General features: G+C 57.0%; 15 protein-coding genes. 9 read left to right on the forward strand and 6 right to left on the reverse strand.

All coding sequences use genetic code 11. The features are described from left to right. Window positions 1-118: 118 nt before the first annotated feature. Window positions 119-739 carry a LuxR C-terminal-related transcriptional regulator gene (locus QLG21_RS15020; RefSeq protein WP_282484722.1) on the forward strand — a complete coding sequence of 207 codons (621 nt, stop codon included), beginning with the start codon at window positions 119-121 and terminating at the stop codon, window positions 737-739. A gap of 75 nt (window positions 740-814) precedes the next feature. Then, window positions 815-1,495, forward strand: a complete 681-nt coding sequence (locus QLG21_RS15025; protein ID WP_282484723.1) for an EAL domain-containing protein — start codon at window positions 815-817, stop codon at window positions 1,493-1,495. 5 nt (window positions 1,496-1,500) lie between these two features. On the opposite strand, the gene nlpA is transcribed toward QLG21_RS15025, so the two are convergent. The 4 genes from nlpA to QLG21_RS15045 form a co-directional block, all read right to left on the reverse strand. Next, entirely contained in the window at window positions 1,501-2,301 is an 801-nt protein-coding gene (gene nlpA / locus QLG21_RS15030; protein WP_282484724.1) for a lipoprotein NlpA, read from the reverse strand. 134 nt (window positions 2,302-2,435) lie between these two features. Beyond that, window positions 2,436-2,834: a type II toxin-antitoxin system VapC family toxin gene (locus tag QLG21_RS15035; RefSeq protein WP_282484725.1), complete on the reverse strand. Its 399-nt coding sequence runs from the start codon at window positions 2,832-2,834 to the stop codon at window positions 2,436-2,438. A 2-nt stretch (window positions 2,835-2,836) separates the two neighbouring features. Next, window positions 2,837-3,097 (reverse strand): AbrB/MazE/SpoVT family DNA-binding domain-containing protein, encoded by a 261-nt coding sequence (locus tag QLG21_RS15040; protein ID WP_282484726.1) that lies wholly within the window; start codon window positions 3,095-3,097, stop codon window positions 2,837-2,839. A 111-nt stretch (window positions 3,098-3,208) separates the two neighbouring features. Continuing rightward, a complete protein-coding gene (locus tag QLG21_RS15045) occupies window positions 3,209-4,702 on the reverse strand; it encodes an MDR family MFS transporter (protein WP_102891881.1) in 1,494 nt (497 codons plus the stop codon). Between the two features lie 93 nt (window positions 4,703-4,795). Here QLG21_RS15045 and QLG21_RS15050 point away from each other — a divergent pair, with 93 nt between their 5' ends. Further along, window positions 4,796-5,443: a TetR/AcrR family transcriptional regulator gene (locus QLG21_RS15050; protein ID WP_088208959.1), complete on the forward strand. Its 648-nt coding sequence runs from the start codon at window positions 4,796-4,798 to the stop codon at window positions 5,441-5,443. Here the strand turns inward: QLG21_RS15050 and QLG21_RS15055 are convergent. After that, window positions 5,440-5,859 (reverse strand): GNAT family N-acetyltransferase, encoded by a 420-nt coding sequence (locus QLG21_RS15055; RefSeq protein ID WP_088208958.1) that lies wholly within the window; start codon window positions 5,857-5,859, stop codon window positions 5,440-5,442. The two genes, QLG21_RS15050 and QLG21_RS15055, sit on opposite strands and share 4 nt — an antisense overlap. Before the next feature lie 182 nt (window positions 5,860-6,041). Here QLG21_RS15055 and QLG21_RS15060 point away from each other — a divergent pair, with 182 nt between their 5' ends. The 6 genes from QLG21_RS15060 (at window position 6,042) to QLG21_RS15085 (ending at window position 13,939) form a co-directional block, all read left to right on the forward strand. Then, a complete protein-coding gene (locus QLG21_RS15060) occupies window positions 6,042-6,611 on the forward strand; it encodes a TetR/AcrR family transcriptional regulator (protein WP_088208957.1) in 570 nt (189 codons plus the stop codon). 146 nt (window positions 6,612-6,757) lie between these two features. Continuing rightward, the gene (locus QLG21_RS15065) at window positions 6,758-7,879 is read left to right on the forward strand and encodes an efflux RND transporter periplasmic adaptor subunit (RefSeq protein ID WP_282484728.1); all 1,122 of its coding nucleotides are present in this window, start codon (window positions 6,758-6,760) and stop codon (window positions 7,877-7,879) included. After that, on the forward strand, window positions 7,879-10,989 hold the full coding sequence (locus QLG21_RS15070; protein WP_282484730.1) for an efflux RND transporter permease subunit: 3,111 nt from the start codon (window positions 7,879-7,881) through the stop codon (window positions 10,987-10,989). Before QLG21_RS15065 ends, QLG21_RS15070 begins: the two co-directional genes overlap by 1 nt. Beyond that, complete coding sequence (locus QLG21_RS15075) at window positions 10,989-12,353, forward strand: TolC family protein (protein WP_088208954.1); 1,365 nt, start codon at window positions 10,989-10,991, stop codon at window positions 12,351-12,353. The genes QLG21_RS15070 and QLG21_RS15075 overlap by 1 nt, the downstream gene beginning before the upstream one ends. A gap of 50 nt (window positions 12,354-12,403) precedes the next feature. After that, the gene (locus QLG21_RS15080; RefSeq protein ID WP_282484731.1) at window positions 12,404-13,561 is read left to right on the forward strand and encodes a multidrug effflux MFS transporter; all 1,158 of its coding nucleotides are present in this window, start codon (window positions 12,404-12,406) and stop codon (window positions 13,559-13,561) included. Between the two features lie 81 nt (window positions 13,562-13,642). Continuing rightward, complete coding sequence (locus tag QLG21_RS15085; RefSeq protein ID WP_088208952.1) at window positions 13,643-13,939, forward strand: YicS family protein; 297 nt, start codon at window positions 13,643-13,645, stop codon at window positions 13,937-13,939. A 94-nt stretch (window positions 13,940-14,033) separates the two neighbouring features. Here the strand turns inward: QLG21_RS15085 and QLG21_RS15090 are convergent, their stop codons facing one another. After that, complete coding sequence (locus QLG21_RS15090) at window positions 14,034-14,984, reverse strand: LacI family DNA-binding transcriptional regulator (protein WP_282484732.1); 951 nt, start codon at window positions 14,982-14,984, stop codon at window positions 14,034-14,036. Between the last annotated feature and the right edge of the window lie 77 nt (window positions 14,985-15,061).

Below are 15,061 nucleotides of genomic sequence, written 5' to 3' on the forward strand. Positions count from 1 at the left end.
ATTACATTTAGCCCCATCGACTTTAAATATTAAAAAGAGATTCGCTATTCTTTACGATACGGCGAAGCAGTCACCTTCTCTTATATGGACTGATTCTTTCAGCAAAAGGAGAATGCCAATGCCAAAGAAAAAAACAATTCATGTGGCCGTCATTGATAGCTGTGAATTCACCCTGATTGGTCTGCAATGGCTGGTAAACCGCGAGCCGGATGCTCAGCAAGAGGTCGTTTTCCATGGTTTCAGCCAAATAGACGATTTTGCGCTTAGCGAGTGCCGCTTTGACATTATTATTTACGATCCGCTGAATACGCTTGATTTCAAAGTGTCAACCAATGACGATATTTTAAGCCTGAAAGAGAAACAACCTGGGGCCAAAATCTATATTTATTCCCTGTCCGTCGGCTATTTGAAATTTAAACATGTGGATGGCGTGATCAGTAAAAGGGTCTCCCTGGGGGATATCAAAGCGCTGTGGCAGATCCTGATGAGCCAGACCCCGGCGGATTCCGGCCTGTATAACGTGAGCATGACTGCCCGGCAACGCGCCCCGGCGAGGCTTTCCAGCGAAGAGGCCAGCGTGCTGCGCGGCTATTCCTGCAACCTTAAAACCAAGCAAATCGCCCGCCAGTTGGGCTGTAACGTCAGGCTGGTTTACTTCTACAAGAACAATGCGATGCACAAACTTAAGGCCGTGCGTGGCCCGTCGTTCTACCAAAGCATTCGCTGGATACTGAATTAAGCATTTGACCGTGTGTCGTTTGCCTTTTGTTCCCGTGTCCGCGGGAACTTTTTTTTCGTCTTTTGAAGGGCCGTCATGTATACCGTTCTTCCCTCCCCCGTGTTTCAGCGCATCTCCGGGCTGCGGTTTCAGCCGCTGGTCGACTTACGTTCTGGTCAGGTGGTGGCGCATGAAGTTCTCGTGGAGATCCCGAACGTCAATCTGGAGGCATTCTTTGCCACCTTGCCCTCCCGCTGTGCGCTGCAGATTTTTTTCTGGCAGGCCAACACGCTTTTGCAGATGCCCGGGGCCGGTCACTACTGGCTCAACCTGCTGGCGGAACATTTCCTGGATGCGCGGGCGATTGGGCTACTGCTGAGGTTACGCCATCAGCAGCGGCTGACGATTGAGATTCAGGACCCCTTCACCCTTACCCAGATGAACGAGGCTGAACAACGGCGTTTCCATGACGCGCTGATCCAGATTAAACAGGCGGGCTGGAAAATCTGGCTGGACGACCTGACCTGGGATCTGGCAGAGGAGTACGTTCGCCTCGCGCTGCCGTTGGACGGTGTGAAAATCGATCGCTCCGCGCTCCATGCGCAGGAGGGCCCTGCCGCCCTGGTTAAGTCCGTCAGGGCCGGGATAGCAAAAGCGGTCGTCATTGAGGGCATTGAAACCTCTCAGGATCTGGCGCGCGCCTGTGCGACGGGCGCGCAGTTTGGCCAGGGTTTTCTCTGGCCAGAGAGCCGCGTTAATGCCCGGGTGCCGGTATAAGAGGCTTACCAGCCCGGAACGGCACCGCCGTTAAAGATTTTTTCCGCCGCCTTCGCCACCTCAGGCGACTGGTACGACTGGATGAATTCCTTCACCTTCTCTGCGTCTTTGTTGTCTTCACGCGTCACCACAATGTTCACATAGGGCGAATTTTTATCTTCGACAAAGACGCTGTCGTGAACCGGTGACAGCCCGGTTTGCTGGAGGTAGGTGGTGCTGATAATGGCGACATCGACTTTCGGATCGTCCAGCACGCGCGGGAGCTGCGCCCCTTCCAGCTCCATGATGTTGAGCTTTTTCGGGTTGGCAGTAATATCCAGCGCCGTCGGCAGCAGGCCAACGTCCGGCCTGAGCGTAATCAGCTTCTCTTTTTGCAGCAACAGCAGCGCGCGACCGAGGTTGGTTGGATCGTTTGGAATGGCAATGGTTGCGCCATCCTTAAGGTCATCCACCGCTTTTATTTTGCGGGAGTAACCGGCCATCGGGAAAACGAAGGTATTCGCAACCGCGACCAGCTTATAGCCGTGCGCGTTGTTATCTTCCGCGAGGAACGGGCGATGCTGGAAGACGTTGGCATCCAGTTCGCCGCTGTTGGTGGCATCGTTTGGCAGCAGCGAGCCGCTAAAGCCCACCAGCTCTACGTCGAGGCCGTACTTCTCTTTCGCCACCTTTTTCGCGACTTCCGCCACGTCCTGCTCGGCACCGTTAATCACGCCAACCTTAATGTGTTTGGCATCGCTGCCCTCCCGATCGCAACCTGCCAACAGCAGCCCCGCCAGAACCAGCGCACCCAATCGAAGTTTCACCAGACATATCCTTTTGATAAACGTTTCAGTGACTATATCGACAACGAGACGGCTGGCTAAAAAACGAAAAGGCATCAGTAAGAAGGATAGGTTATATGCGGATTTTCCCTCTCCTGCAGGAGAGGGGGAGAGCATCAGGCAGCGTGCGTCCAGTCTTCCACGCTTAACTCCTGCACCATCAGAAAAGCACGATCGTTCGTGACAATGGTGGTGCCCTGGCTGATGGCATGTGCAGCGATCAGCTGGTCGAGATCGCCCATGACGTTGCCTCTCTTTTCCATCGCCGCACGGAGCGCGCCGTAGGTGGCTGCGGCCTCGCTGTCCCAGTCGCAGACGGTGATGGTTTTGAGAAATTCCAGAATGGTTTCTTTGAGTTTATGGCTATGCTTTTTGGCTACGCCATAAAGTAATTCCGCCTCCGTTACGCTTGAAATACACATGTCATCCGGTGCAATTTTCGAATATTGGCTCACCACCTCAGGATGTTGCCGTACGAGATGGCTAACCATATTGGTGTCCAGCATATGCCGCATCACTATAGCCCTTCTAACGGATCCCTGGACGTATAGCTCTGATTACGCTCCTCTTTGCTAAGGAAGGAATCCGGCACCGGCGTTTGCTTGAGTAAACGCAAAAAGATTTCTCTGTGTCGCGCTTTCTCTGAAATAGCCGTCAGCACCACATTCCCGTCTTCATCCCTCCGGATATAAACACTCTCCGCATCAAACGTGAATTCAGCAGGCAGCATTACCGCCTGGCTTCGCCCTCTTTTAAACAGTTTTGCTTTGCGTTCCATGGCAACCTCTGTCGGTTTATTGACCAGGCCAAAGCATGCGTCATCGCCAGAGGGCAAGACAAGCGTGACGCGTCAAATTAGGAAAGCGACTCGCAATAAATAACCGAACCCTTAACCTTGCGCCTGGCCGCGTCGTAGCGGTGCCTCGCGTAAAAACCACGACAGCGCAAACGCCAGCACCATAATCGCGGCCGCCAGCAGGAATACCGCGTGGATGGCGGAGCCGAAGGCATCAAGATAACCCAGCCTGAGCGCATCCGGCAGATGATGGATCGCCGTCGGGTTAAGCTCGCGCGGCATCTCCGCCCCTTCCGGCAGACGCTCTGCCAGGCCGGACTGCAGAACGTGGGTAAACACCGCGCCAAACAGCGCAACGCCTATCGCGCCGCCGATTGAGCGGAACAGCGTCACACCGGAGGTCGCCACGCCATATTGATCCACAGAGACGCTGTTCTGCACCGCCAGCACCAGCACCTGCATGACCAGCCCAAGCCCCATACCCAGCACGCCGGTAAACAGGTACAGTTGCCAGGTCGGGGAGTGAATCGAAATGCGCGTCAGCAGGCACATCCCCACCACGCCCAGCAGCGTGCCGAGGATCGGGAATAGCCTGTATTTCCCGGTGCGGCTGATGATGCGACCGCTGATAATCGAGGTCAGCAGCAGACCGCCCATCAGCGGGATCAGCTGAAGCCCGGCCTGCGTTGGGGTGGCATCTTTCACCACCTGCAGATAGAGCGGCAGGAAGGTAACCGAACCAAACAGCGACATCCCGATGATGAAGCCGATCAGGCTGCAGAGCAGGAAGCTGCGGTCGCGGAACAGCGACAGCGGAATAATCGGCTCCCACGCCAGACGTTCTTCATAGATAAACCCGGCGATACCCGTCAGACCAAAGGCCAGGATGCACCACAGCTGCGGATCGCTCCACGGGCGTATCGTCCCGCCTTCGGTGGTGAACAGGATGATGCACAGCAGCGCCATGCTGAGGTAAATCGCCCCCAGATAATCAATTTCGTGCTTATTGCGCCTGGCGCTGCCCTGAAAAACGGCGCCAATCACCAGCAGCGCAAACAGGCCAAGCGGCAGGTTGATGTAAAAAATCCAGCGCCACGACGCGTGCTGGACGATAAACCCGCCGATCAACGGCCCGATGACCGTCGCCAGGCCAAACACGCCGCCAAACAGCCCCTGATAGCGGCCACGTTCCGCAGGCGGGATAACATCCGCCACGGCGGCCATGCTGATCACCATCAGCCCGCCACCGCCCAGCCCCTGCAGGGCACGCATCAGCACCAGCTGGGTCATGTTTTGCGCCAGCCCGCAGAGTACGGACCCCGCAAGGAACAGCACGATCGCGATTTGCAGCACGATTTTACGGCCAAACAGATCGCCAAATTTCCCGTATAACGGGACCACGATGGTGGAGCTCAGAATATAGGCCGTTACCACCCAGGAGAGCTTATCCAGCCCGCCCAGTTCGCCAACGATGGTCGGCAGCGCCGTGGAAACGATGGTCTGATCCAGCGCGGAAAGCAGCATCACCAGCAGCAGCGCGCTGAACAGCAGCTTTATCGACGGCGCGTTTTGCGCAGGTTGAGTCATTACGTCGGACTCCCTAAGAGATCGCTTGAAATTAATTAATTAGATAATTAATATTCATGTAAGTGATGAATAAGATCAAGAGATCCTCAGACCATGCCAGCACAAAAGGACAATTCCGAACCGCGCCGCCCCGGTCGTCCGCGCGGCGGCAAACGCGCAGCGGCCAGCCGCGAACAGCTGCTGGATATCGCCCTGAACCTGTTTTCCCGGCAGGGGATTGCCAACACCTCGCTCAATGCCATTGCGAAAGACGCCGGCGTCACGCCCGCGATGCTGCACTACTACTTCAACTCCAGGGAGCAGTTACTGGATGCGATGATAGAGGAGCGTTTCCTGCCGTTACGCAGCAGGATCGGCGCGCTGTTCGTCGAAAACGCAGACTCACCGGTCAACGCCCTCACGGAGATGGTCAAGGTTCTCGCCGAACTGGCGGAACAGCATCGCTGGTTTGCGCCACTGTGGATGCAGGAGGTCATTGGCGAAATGCCGGTACTGCGCACCCATCTGCAGGCGCGGTTTGGCGACGAGCATTATCAGGCGACGCTCGCCACCGTTAAACGCTGGCAGGCGGAAGGGAAACTGAATCGGGCGCTGGCCCCTGAACTGCTGTTCACCACGCTGCTCAGCCTGGTGCTGGTGCCCTTCTCCAGAATGCGCAACGACGAGAGGCTAAGCGACCTCTCGCCGGAGAGTATTGTGCGCCATGCGCTGGCCGTGATGGGTAGCGGGATCGGCGGTTAAAGGGCTTTCGTCAGATAGTGTCTCTGCATTCCCGGATAAGGATAATCCTGCAAAGACAGTTGCAGCTGATAACCCTGTTTTTCATAAAACGGGCGCGCCTGGAAGCTGACCGTATCCACCAGCGCGTGGGTGCAGCCTTTGCGTCGGGCTTCGTCCTCTGCCGTTTTGATAAGCTGGCTGCCGACGCCCGAGCCCCGCACGGCGTCGCTGACCCACAGGTATTCAATGTTCAGCCAGTCGCCTTTGCGCACGCCAATTAAGCCGCCCAGCATCACGCCTTTGTCGTCTCGCACATAAACGCCAATATCGCCGCTAAAGGTCGAGAGATCTAAAAATTGCCCGTTATAGGTGCGAAGCCCTGTTAATAATTCTTCTTTTTCTTCGGCCGTGACGTTATCTCTAATGCTCAGATGCATAGTTTCTCCTTATTTTCCGCGCCGTCTGAATATCTCACAGCTTAACCTTCATAAAAACTCCTTATTTTCTACATTGTTTATTCCAGGAAATATTCATTCAATATGTAAATAAAAAAAGTCTTCCCAGAAGCCTTCAAAATCGTATAATGAGAACGATCATTCTCACTTTTAGGTAGCCGACGATGAGTACAAAGCTGGAAGAACGACAAAAACTGCGTCAGGACGAGATCATCACCGCCGCGCGCAGATGCTTTCGCGCCAGCGGATTTCATGCTGCCAGCATGTCGCAGATCGCCAGCGAGGCGAAGCTCAGCGTCGGGCAAATTTACCGCTATTTCAGTAACAAAGACGCGATTATTGAAGAGATGATCCGTCGCATCATCGACTCACGAATCGCGGAGATGCAGGGCAAAACGCTGGTTGAAGGGATGCCGCAGGCGCTTGCATGGCGGCAGACGCTTAACGAAGACGATGACGCGTTGATGCTCGAAATGTCGGCAGAGGCCACGCGCAATCCGCTGGTGGCAAACATGATGATCGAAGCCGAAGCCCGCATGTTTGCTAACGCCTGTGAGCATCTGAAAAAGCAATTCCCGCACCTGAGCGATGAGCATATTCGCTGCTGCGTGGAGATTACCGCCGTGATGATCGAAGGAACAATTTACCGTCGACTCACACCCTTAAAAGTACCGTCAGAAGATTTAGAGACCCTTTATCAAAATATTTTAAATATGCTTTTCTCTGCGAAATAGTCGCATGTGAATAATTAGCGGGAACAGGTAATTCCCCATTTTACATTTCTGGCACAGCCAGAGATGCGGTATCGCTGTGCTCTTAATAACCCTCCTCCCTGTTAAGCGATTTACAGGGCAGGCTTCGTTCACCCTGGAAAAAGATTATGAAAACCATAACAACCTCCATCGCGGCATTACTCCTCCTGACAGGGTGTGATAATGCGCAAACATCTGCTCCCCAGAATCCTCTTCCGGAAGTGGGAATTGTGACACTCATGAGCCAGCCGGTCTCCGTCGTCAGCGAACTGACTGGCCGCACCACCGCCGCGATGAGTGCCGAAGTGCGCCCGCAGGTGGGCGGCATTATTCAAAAACGACTCTTCACCGAAGGTGACACAGTAAAGGCCGGGCAGGCGCTGTACCAGATCGATCCTTCCAGCTACCGCGCGGCTTATGATGAAGCAGCCGCCGCGCTGAAGCAGGCGCAAGCCCTGGTGCAGGCCGACTGTCAGAAAGCCCAACGCTATGCGCAACTGGTAAAAGACGATGGTGTGTCGCGTCAGGATGCGGAAGACGCGAAAGCGACCTGCGCGCAGGACAAGGCGAGCGTCGAGTCAAAAAAGGCCGCGCAGGAGAGCGCCCGCATCAACCTTAACTGGACCACCATCACCGCGCCGATTGCCGGACGCATCGGTATCTCTTCTGTCACCCCCGGCGCACTGGTGACTGCCCAGCAGGATACTGCGCTGGCCACCATTCGCGGGCTGGATAGCATGTACGTTGATTTGACCCGCTCCAGTGCCGATCTGCTGCGATTGCGTAAGCAAACCCTCACCACCAATCGCGATACGCTGAGCGTGTCGTTGATTCTTGAAGATGGCAGCACCTACAGCGAAAAAGGCCGTCTTGCGTTGACCGAAGTGGCAGTGGATGAATCTACCGGCTCAGTCACCCTGCGCGCCGTCTTCCCGAACCCGCAGCATCAGCTTCTGCCGGGGATGTTTGTCCGCGCCAGAGTGGATGAAGGCATCATGAGCGATGCGATCCTCGCGCCACAGCAGGGCGTCACCCGCGACGCCAAAGGCACCGCCACCGCGCTGGTGGTGAACGCAAGCAACAAGGTTGAACAGCGTCAACTGGAAACCGGTGACACCTACGGCGATAAATGGCTGGTACTGAGCGGTCTGAAAGCTGGCGACAAGCTGATTGTGGAAGGCACAGACAAAGTCACCGCCGGCCAGGAAGTGAAAGCCGAAGAGATGAAAGCCACCGGAGGAAACGCCTGATGTTTTCCCGTTTCTTTGTGCGTCGCCCGGTTTTTGCCTGGGTTATCGCCATTCTCATCATGCTCGCCGGGATGCTCGCCATCCGTACGCTGCCGGTGGCGCAGTATCCGGACGTGGCCCCGCCGTCGATTAAAATATCCGCTACCTATACCGGTGCGTCTGCGCAAACGCTGGAAAACAGCGTGACGCAGGTGATAGAGCAACAGCTGACCGGGCTGGATAACCTGCTCTACTTCACCTCCACCAGCAGCTCGGACGGGTCGGTAAGCATTAATGTCACTTTCGAGCAGGGAACCGATCCTGACACCGCTCAGGTGCAGGTGCAGAACAAAGTCCAGCAGGCGGAATCGCGCCTGCCGACTGAGGTACAGCAGTCCGGGATCACCGTTGAAAAATCCCAGAGCAACTTCCTGCTGATCATGGGCGTATACGACAAAACGGACACCGCCAGCAGCTCGGATATCGCCGACTGGCTGGTGAGTAATATGCAGGATCCGCTGGCGCGCGTGGACGGTGTCGGTAGCCTGCAGGTGTTCGGTGCCGAATACGCGATGCGCATCTGGCTCGACCCGGCGAAACTGGCGTCGTACTCGCTGATGCCGTCCGACGTGCAGAGCGCGATTGAAGCCCAGAACGTACAGGTCTCCGCCGGTAAAATTGGTGCACTGCCTTCGTCGAACGCTCAGCAGCTGACCGCCACCGTTCGTGCCCAGTCGCGTCTGCAAACGGTCGATCAGTTTAAAAAGATCATCGTGAAGAGTCAGTCTAACGGTGCGGTGGTGCACATTAGCGACGTCGCCCGCGTGGAGATGGGTAGCGAAGATTACACCGCCACCGCGAAGCTAAACGGCCATCCGGCTGCGGGTATGGCGGTCATGCTCTCGCCGGGCGCGAACGCGCTGAATACCGCCACGGCGGTGAAAGATAAAATCGCAGAGTTCAAAAAGTCGATGCCGGAAGGCTATGACGTGGCCTACCCGAAAGACAGCACTGAGTTCATTAAGATCTCCGTTGAGGACGTTATTCAGACCCTGTTTGAAGCCATTATCCTCGTGGTGGTCGTGATGTATCTCTTCCTGCAGAACATCCGCGCCACGTTGATCCCGGCGCTGGCAGTGCCGGTCGTTCTGCTGGGCACCTTCGGCGTGCTGGCGCTGTTCGGTTACTCCATCAACACCCTGACGCTGTTTGCGATGGTGCTGGCCATCGGTCTGCTGGTGGATGACGCCATCGTGGTGGTAGAAAACGTCGAACGTATTATGCGCGACGAAGGGCTGCCCGCCCGGGAAGCCACCGAAAAATCGATGGGAGAAATCTCCGGCGCGTTAATCGCGATTGCGCTGGTGCTCTCTGCGGTATTTCTGCCGATGGCCTTCTTCGGCGGCTCCACCGGCGTAATTTACCGTCAGTTCTCGGTCACCATCATTTCGGCGATGTTCCTCTCCGTGGTAGTGGCATTGACGTTGACCCCGGCACTCTGCGGCTCGATTCTGAGCCACGCCTCTGCGCATAAAAAAGGCTTCTTCGGCGCGTTCAACCGCTTCTACAGCAAAACCGAACACGGCTATCAAAATAAGGTCCTGCGCGCCCTGCGCCGCTCCGGCAGCATGCTGGCCGTTTACGCTCTGCTCTGCGGCGCGATGGGGTTCGCCATGCTGAAACTGCCTGGCAGCTTCCTGCCGACCGAAGATCAGGGTGAAATCATGGTGCAGTACACCTTGCCTGCAGGCGCAACCGCGGTGCGTACCGCCGAGATCAGCCGCCAGGTACGAGAGTGGTTCCTCACCAAAGAAAAAGCCAATACCGATGTGATTTTTACGATTGAAGGCTTCAGCTTTAGCGGTAGCGGCCAGAATGCCGGTATGGCGTTCGTCTCACTGAAAAACTGGTCAGAGCGTAAAGGCGATGAGAATACCGCTCAGGCCATAGCCCTGCGCGCCACGCAGGAGCTGAGCACCATCCGCGATGCGACCATCTTTGCCATGACGCCCCCGGCGGTTGACGGCCTCGGCCAGAGCAACGGCTTTACCTTTGAGCTGATGGCCAGCGGCGGCACCGACCGCGACGCGCTCCTGAAAATGCGTAACCAGTTGATTGGTCAAGCCAACCAGGACAGCTCGCTGCACGCCGTGCGCGCCAACGATCTGCCGCAGATGCCGCAGCTTCAGGTGGATATTGATAATAACAAAGCCGTCTCGCTGGGGCTGTCCCTGAGCGACGTCACCGACACCCTCTCCAGCGCCTGGGGCGGGACCTACGTGAACGACTTTATCGATCGCGGCCGCGTGAAAAAGGTCTACATCCAGGGCGACAGCGACTATCGCGCCGTGCCATCGGATCTCAACAAGTGGTATGTGCGTGGCAGCGACAGCACCATGACCCCGTTCTCCGCCTTCGCCACCACCCGCTGGGAGTATGGCCCGGAAAGTCTGGTGCGCTACAACGGCTCGGCGGCGTATGAAATCCAGGGCGAAAACGCCAGCGGCGCCAGCTCAGGCACGGCGATGAACAAAATGGAGCAACTGGCGAACAGCCTGCCGTCCGGCAGCACCTGGGCGTGGAGCGGTTTGTCGTTGCAGGAAAAGCTGGCGAGCGGCCAGGCAATGAGCCTGTACGCCCTCTCCATTCTGGTGGTCTTCCTGTGTCTGGCGGCGCTGTACGAGAGCTGGTCTGTGCCGATTTCGGTCATCCTCGTGATCCCGCTTGGGGTGCTGGGCGCGGCCGTTGCCGCCTCCCTGCGCGGCCTGAATAACGACGTCTATTTCCAGGTGGCGCTGCTGACCACCATCGGTCTGTCGTCGAAGAATGCCATTCTGATTGTGGAGTTTGCCGAAGCTAAAGTTGCCGAAGGCTACTCCCTGACACGCGCCGCCCTGCGTGCCGCCCAGACGCGTCTGCGTCCGATCATCATGACCTCGCTGGCATTCATCGCAGGCGTGACGCCCCTGGCCGTGGCAACCGGGGCAGGTGCCAACAGCCGCGTGGCGATCGGTACCGGCATTATCGGTGGGACGCTGGCCGCGACGCTGCTGGCTATCTTCTTCGTTCCCTTATTCTTCGTACTGGTGAAACGTCTGTTCTCCGGTAAGCACGCAAACCGGAGGTCATAATGTTTCGTCTCTCTCTTTTAGTCGTAGTCCTGATGAGCGCAGGCTGTGTGTCGTTAGACCCAACGTATCAGCGTCCGGACGCTCCCGTCCCGGCCACGCTGCCCGGCGCGCACGGCGAGGCTAACGCCGTGGTGAGCCAGTGGCAGCAGGTCATGAACGATGCGCGCCTGAAAGGCGTCGTGACGATGGCGCTCAACAGCAACCGCGACGTACAAAAAGCGATTGCGGATATCGACGCCGCCCGCGCCTTGTACGGCGAAACGCGCGCGTCCCTGTTCCCGACGGTGGATGCAGAGCTGAGCCATACCCGCAGCCGCACGCTGGCAAGCGGCGTCGCGACAAGCGACGAAGCCAATGGCGCGGTGTCCAGCTTTGAACTGGATCTGTTTGGCCGCAATCAGAGTCTCTCCCGCGCCGCGCGTGAAACCTGGCTCGCCAGTGAATTCACCGCGCAGAACACGCGCCTGACGATGGTCAGCGAGCTGACCACGGCCTGGGTGACGCTGGCGGCGGATAACAGCAATCTGGCCCTGGCGAAATCCACCCTGGAAAGCGCTGCGAATTCGCTGCGGATTGTGAAGCGCCAGCAGGACGTTGGCGTCGCGGCGGCCACGGACGTCAGTGAAGCGATGGCGGTTTATCAACAGGCGCGCGCCAGCGTGGCGAGCTACCAGACGCTTGTGATGCAGGATAAAAACGCGCTCAATCTGCTGGCAGGCACGACGGTGCCGGACAACCTGTTGCCCGGCACGCTGGAGAGCCTGAGCGACAACGCCATCACGCTGATCCCGGCGGGCGTCAGTTCCAGCACCCTGCTGCGCCGCCCGGATATTCAGGAGGCCGAACATAACCTGTTGAGCGCTAACGCCAATATTGGCGCGGCGCGCGCCAACTTCTTCCCGACCATTTCACTGACGGCCAGCGCGGGCGTCGGCAGCGACTCACTTTCATCTCTGTTTAACCATGGGATGAAAGTCTGGTCGTTCGCGCCGTCGATCACCCTGCCGCTGTTCAGCGGTGGCAACAATATGGCGCAGCTGCGTTACGCACAAGCGGAGAAAAAAGGGTTAATTGCCACCTACGAGAAAACCATCCAGAGCGCGTTCAAGGACGTTGCCGATGCACTGGCGCGTCGTGAAACGCTGAGCGAGCAGCTAGATGCCCAGCGTGAATACGTGGCGGCGGAGCAAAAAACGCTGGATGTCGCCACGCGCAGCTATCAGGCGGGCGCGGGAGATTATCTGACGGTGCTCACCGCGCAGCGGTCGCTGTGGTCTGCACAATCGTCGCTGATCGCCCTACAGCAAACCGACCTGGAAAACCGTATCACGCTCTGGCAGTCGCTCGGTGGCGGACTTCATTAACACCTTTGCCGGGCGGCGCGATGCTTGCCCGGTCTATGGGACAGGTACTGATGACAAAACTCTCTTTCTCTTTTGCGGCCATACTGGGCCTGCTAACGGCAATCGGGCCTCTGTGTTCTGATTTTTATCTTCCGGCACTGCCGGAGATCGCCACCCGGCTCGACACGTCCACAACGCTGACGCAGCTTTCGCTGACCTCGGCACTGATCGGCCTGGGGGTCGGGCAGCTCTTTTTCGGCCCGCTAAGCGATCGTATCGGACGTAAAACGCCGCTGCTGTTATCACTTCTGCTGTTTGTGCTGGCTTCAGTACTTTGCGCGATCGCACAGAATATTTATGCCCTGATCGGCTGGCGCTTTGTGCAGGGCGTTGCGGGGGCGGGTGGCTCTGTTCTCGCGCGATCCATCGCCCGGGATAAGTATCACGGCACGATGCTAACGCAGTTTTTTGCCTTGCTGATGACGGTTAACGGCATCGCGCCCGTCGTGTCCCCGGTGCTCGGGGGCTTTATCGCGTCGCATTTCGACTGGCGGATGCTGTTCTGGGTGATGGCCGGGGCAGGTCTGGCGCTGCTGATTGCCAGCCAGTGGTTTATCCCTGAGACCCTCACCGATAAACAGAGCGGGGGATCGCTGGCGCGAACCACCAGAACGGTACTTAAAAATCGTCGATTCATGCGCTACTGCCTGATTCAGGCGTTCATGTTAGCAGGGCTGTTCTCCTACATCGGGGCATCCTCATTTGTGATGCAAAGCGAATATGGCCTGAGCGCAATGCAGTTCAGCCTGCTGTTCGGCGTGAACGGTATCGGTCTTATCGTCTCGGCGCTGGTGTTTTCCCGTCTTGCACGGCGGCATCCGGCGGAAGGATTGATGCAAATGGGCCTGGTTCTGGCCGTGTCCTGCGCGGGGCTAACGTTGCTCTTTGCCTGGATGCAGCTTTCCGTACCAGCACTGATCGCACTCTTTTTCACCGTCGCCTTTAACAGTGGGATCAGCACCATTGCGGGTTCAGAAGCGATGAGCGCGGTCGATACGAAAGAGTCCGGTACAGCATCGGCCATTCTGGGCATGCTGATGTTTTTATTTGGGGGGATCGCAACGCCCCTCGCCGGTATCGGCGGGGAAACGATGCTGAAAATGAGTCTCGCGGTGACGGTGAGCTATGGCATTGCATTGGTCATCGGTACTCGCTCGCAGAATGCATAAATTCATACTTTCGACTTGAATCGCTTTGGTGAATGTAACTATATATTTCAGAGAAAGCCTGTGACGTGACCGGAGGGATTGATGAAAGCTACACACCTGGTTTGCCTGCTCATCTGCATGCTGTTTGCCGCCTTCGTTCACGCGCAGGAGAAGGACAATCCGGCGAAAGAGGCCCAGATCAAACAGCAGGTGATGAAAGACATTAAGAAAACCTGCACGCCGCAGAAGAAGCAGAGCGACAAGGCGTGGCAGGCGATGATTTTATCGTCCGAGGCCAATCAGCTGCTGATCAAAAATGCCGTCACCGCCATGAAACGCGACAACCTCGACGGCTACTGGGACGCGGTGAGTCAGGTGGATTGTATGGAGGATTATTAAGGATACAGCCCGTGCTTAGTGCCGGGTGGCGCTGCGCTTACCCGGCCTACAAAACCGTGTAAGCGCCGCCGGGCAAAACGCACCCTGCGCCTTCTCAGCGCTTATGCCTTTCCGGGATAATCAAATCCCCGCGCAGCACGTACGACCCCAGCATCTGCGTTTTCTCATTCAGCCAGCTCACGATGCGCGCCGCCATGGCGTCCATGGAATATTCAATCGCCGGGATCACCGGAATGCCCGGCAGCTGCAGCGAACCGGCCAGGCTAAAGACCATGATGTCGTCCGGAACGGATTTATTAAACGCCTGAAGTTGCGGGATCACCCGCTGGGCTTCTTGTTCATCCACCACCAGCAGCGCGTTGAAGTTCAGCGTGCTCGCATTGTTGAGTAACTCCTGCAGCGCAACGGAGGACGAGGTCGCGTCCATAAAGACAAGGTTGCGGTTAAAGGGCAGGAAGTTTTTCTCCAGCGCGTGCTTGTAGCCGAGCAGCACCTGATCGCCAAAACCGCTACCGTGCGGGTGGATCAGGGCAATCTGGCGTCGTCCCTGGCTGGTGAGAAAGTTGCAGGCCGTTTCGGCGGCAAAAGCGTGATCAAACTGAATGCTGTTGGCGTTATCGGCTTCCATGCAGTCAACCAGGATGACGTTATCCATTTCGATATCCAGCGGGAAACGCGCGCCAATCACCAGAATGTCATCGCATAACCCACAGGAGAGCTCTTCCAGGGCGTGCATCACTTCCGCTTTGGTGTGCGCAAAGCGCAGCAGCAGATGCTTTTGATGCTGGCTGAGGTGTTTTTCCAGCGCGTAGAGATAACCCGTGGTCTGGTTAATGTTCTCCTGGGCGCAAATCACGCCGATACAGCCCGTTGACTGGCTCAGCAGAGACTGGGCAATCACGTTGGGACGATAGTTCAGCTCATCCACCGCTTTTAAAACGGCCTGGCGGCTGGCCTCTTTCACGCCACGCGATCCGCTCAACACCCGTGATACCGTGGCTTTGGACACCCCGGCCAGACGCGATACATCGTTGATTGTAGACATCTCTCTCCCCTGGCAGGCCTGGCGCACCTGCAAATTCCATTTCCGCTACGGCTCACATTATAGCCAGTACGGAGTAT

Origin of the sequence: Enterobacter sp. V87_3 (genome assembly GCF_029967835.1) — a bacterium.
In the GTDB taxonomy this organism is placed as follows: domain Bacteria; phylum Pseudomonadota; class Gammaproteobacteria; order Enterobacterales; family Enterobacteriaceae; genus Enterobacter; species Enterobacter cancerogenus.

Bases quoted from the DNA above. Each gene is read 5' to 3' on its own strand.
- QLG21_RS15040 (WP_282484726.1), bottom strand. From the start codon at position 3,097: ATGGAACGCAAAGCAAAACTGTTTAAAAGAGGGCGAAGCCAGGCGGTA.
- QLG21_RS15035 (WP_282484725.1), bottom strand. From the start codon at position 2,834: ATGCGGCATATGCTGGACACCAATATGGTTAGCCATCTCGTACGGCAA.
- QLG21_RS15080 (WP_282484731.1), top strand. From the start codon at position 12,404: ATGACAAAACTCTCTTTCTCTTTTGCGGCCATACTGGGCCTGCTAACG.
- QLG21_RS15065 (WP_282484728.1), top strand. From the start codon at position 6,758: ATGAAAACCATAACAACCTCCATCGCGGCATTACTCCTCCTGACAGGG.
- QLG21_RS15050 (WP_088208959.1), top strand. From the start codon at position 4,796: ATGCCAGCACAAAAGGACAATTCCGAACCGCGCCGCCCCGGTCGTCCG.
- QLG21_RS15025 (WP_282484723.1), top strand. From the start codon at position 815: ATGTATACCGTTCTTCCCTCCCCCGTGTTTCAGCGCATCTCCGGGCTG.
- QLG21_RS15070 (WP_282484730.1), top strand. From the start codon at position 7,879: ATGTTTTCCCGTTTCTTTGTGCGTCGCCCGGTTTTTGCCTGGGTTATC.
- QLG21_RS15085 (WP_088208952.1), top strand. From the start codon at position 13,643: ATGAAAGCTACACACCTGGTTTGCCTGCTCATCTGCATGCTGTTTGCC.
- QLG21_RS15075 (WP_088208954.1), top strand. From the start codon at position 10,989: ATGTTTCGTCTCTCTCTTTTAGTCGTAGTCCTGATGAGCGCAGGCTGT.
- QLG21_RS15055 (WP_088208958.1), bottom strand. From the start codon at position 5,859: ATGCATCTGAGCATTAGAGATAACGTCACGGCCGAAGAAAAAGAAGAA.
- QLG21_RS15020 (WP_282484722.1), top strand. From the start codon at position 119: ATGCCAAAGAAAAAAACAATTCATGTGGCCGTCATTGATAGCTGTGAA.
- QLG21_RS15060 (WP_088208957.1), top strand. From the start codon at position 6,042: ATGAGTACAAAGCTGGAAGAACGACAAAAACTGCGTCAGGACGAGATC.
- QLG21_RS15090 (WP_282484732.1), bottom strand. From the start codon at position 14,984: ATGTCTACAATCAACGATGTATCGCGTCTGGCCGGGGTGTCCAAAGCC.
- QLG21_RS15045 (WP_102891881.1), bottom strand. From the start codon at position 4,702: ATGACTCAACCTGCGCAAAACGCGCCGTCGATAAAGCTGCTGTTCAGC.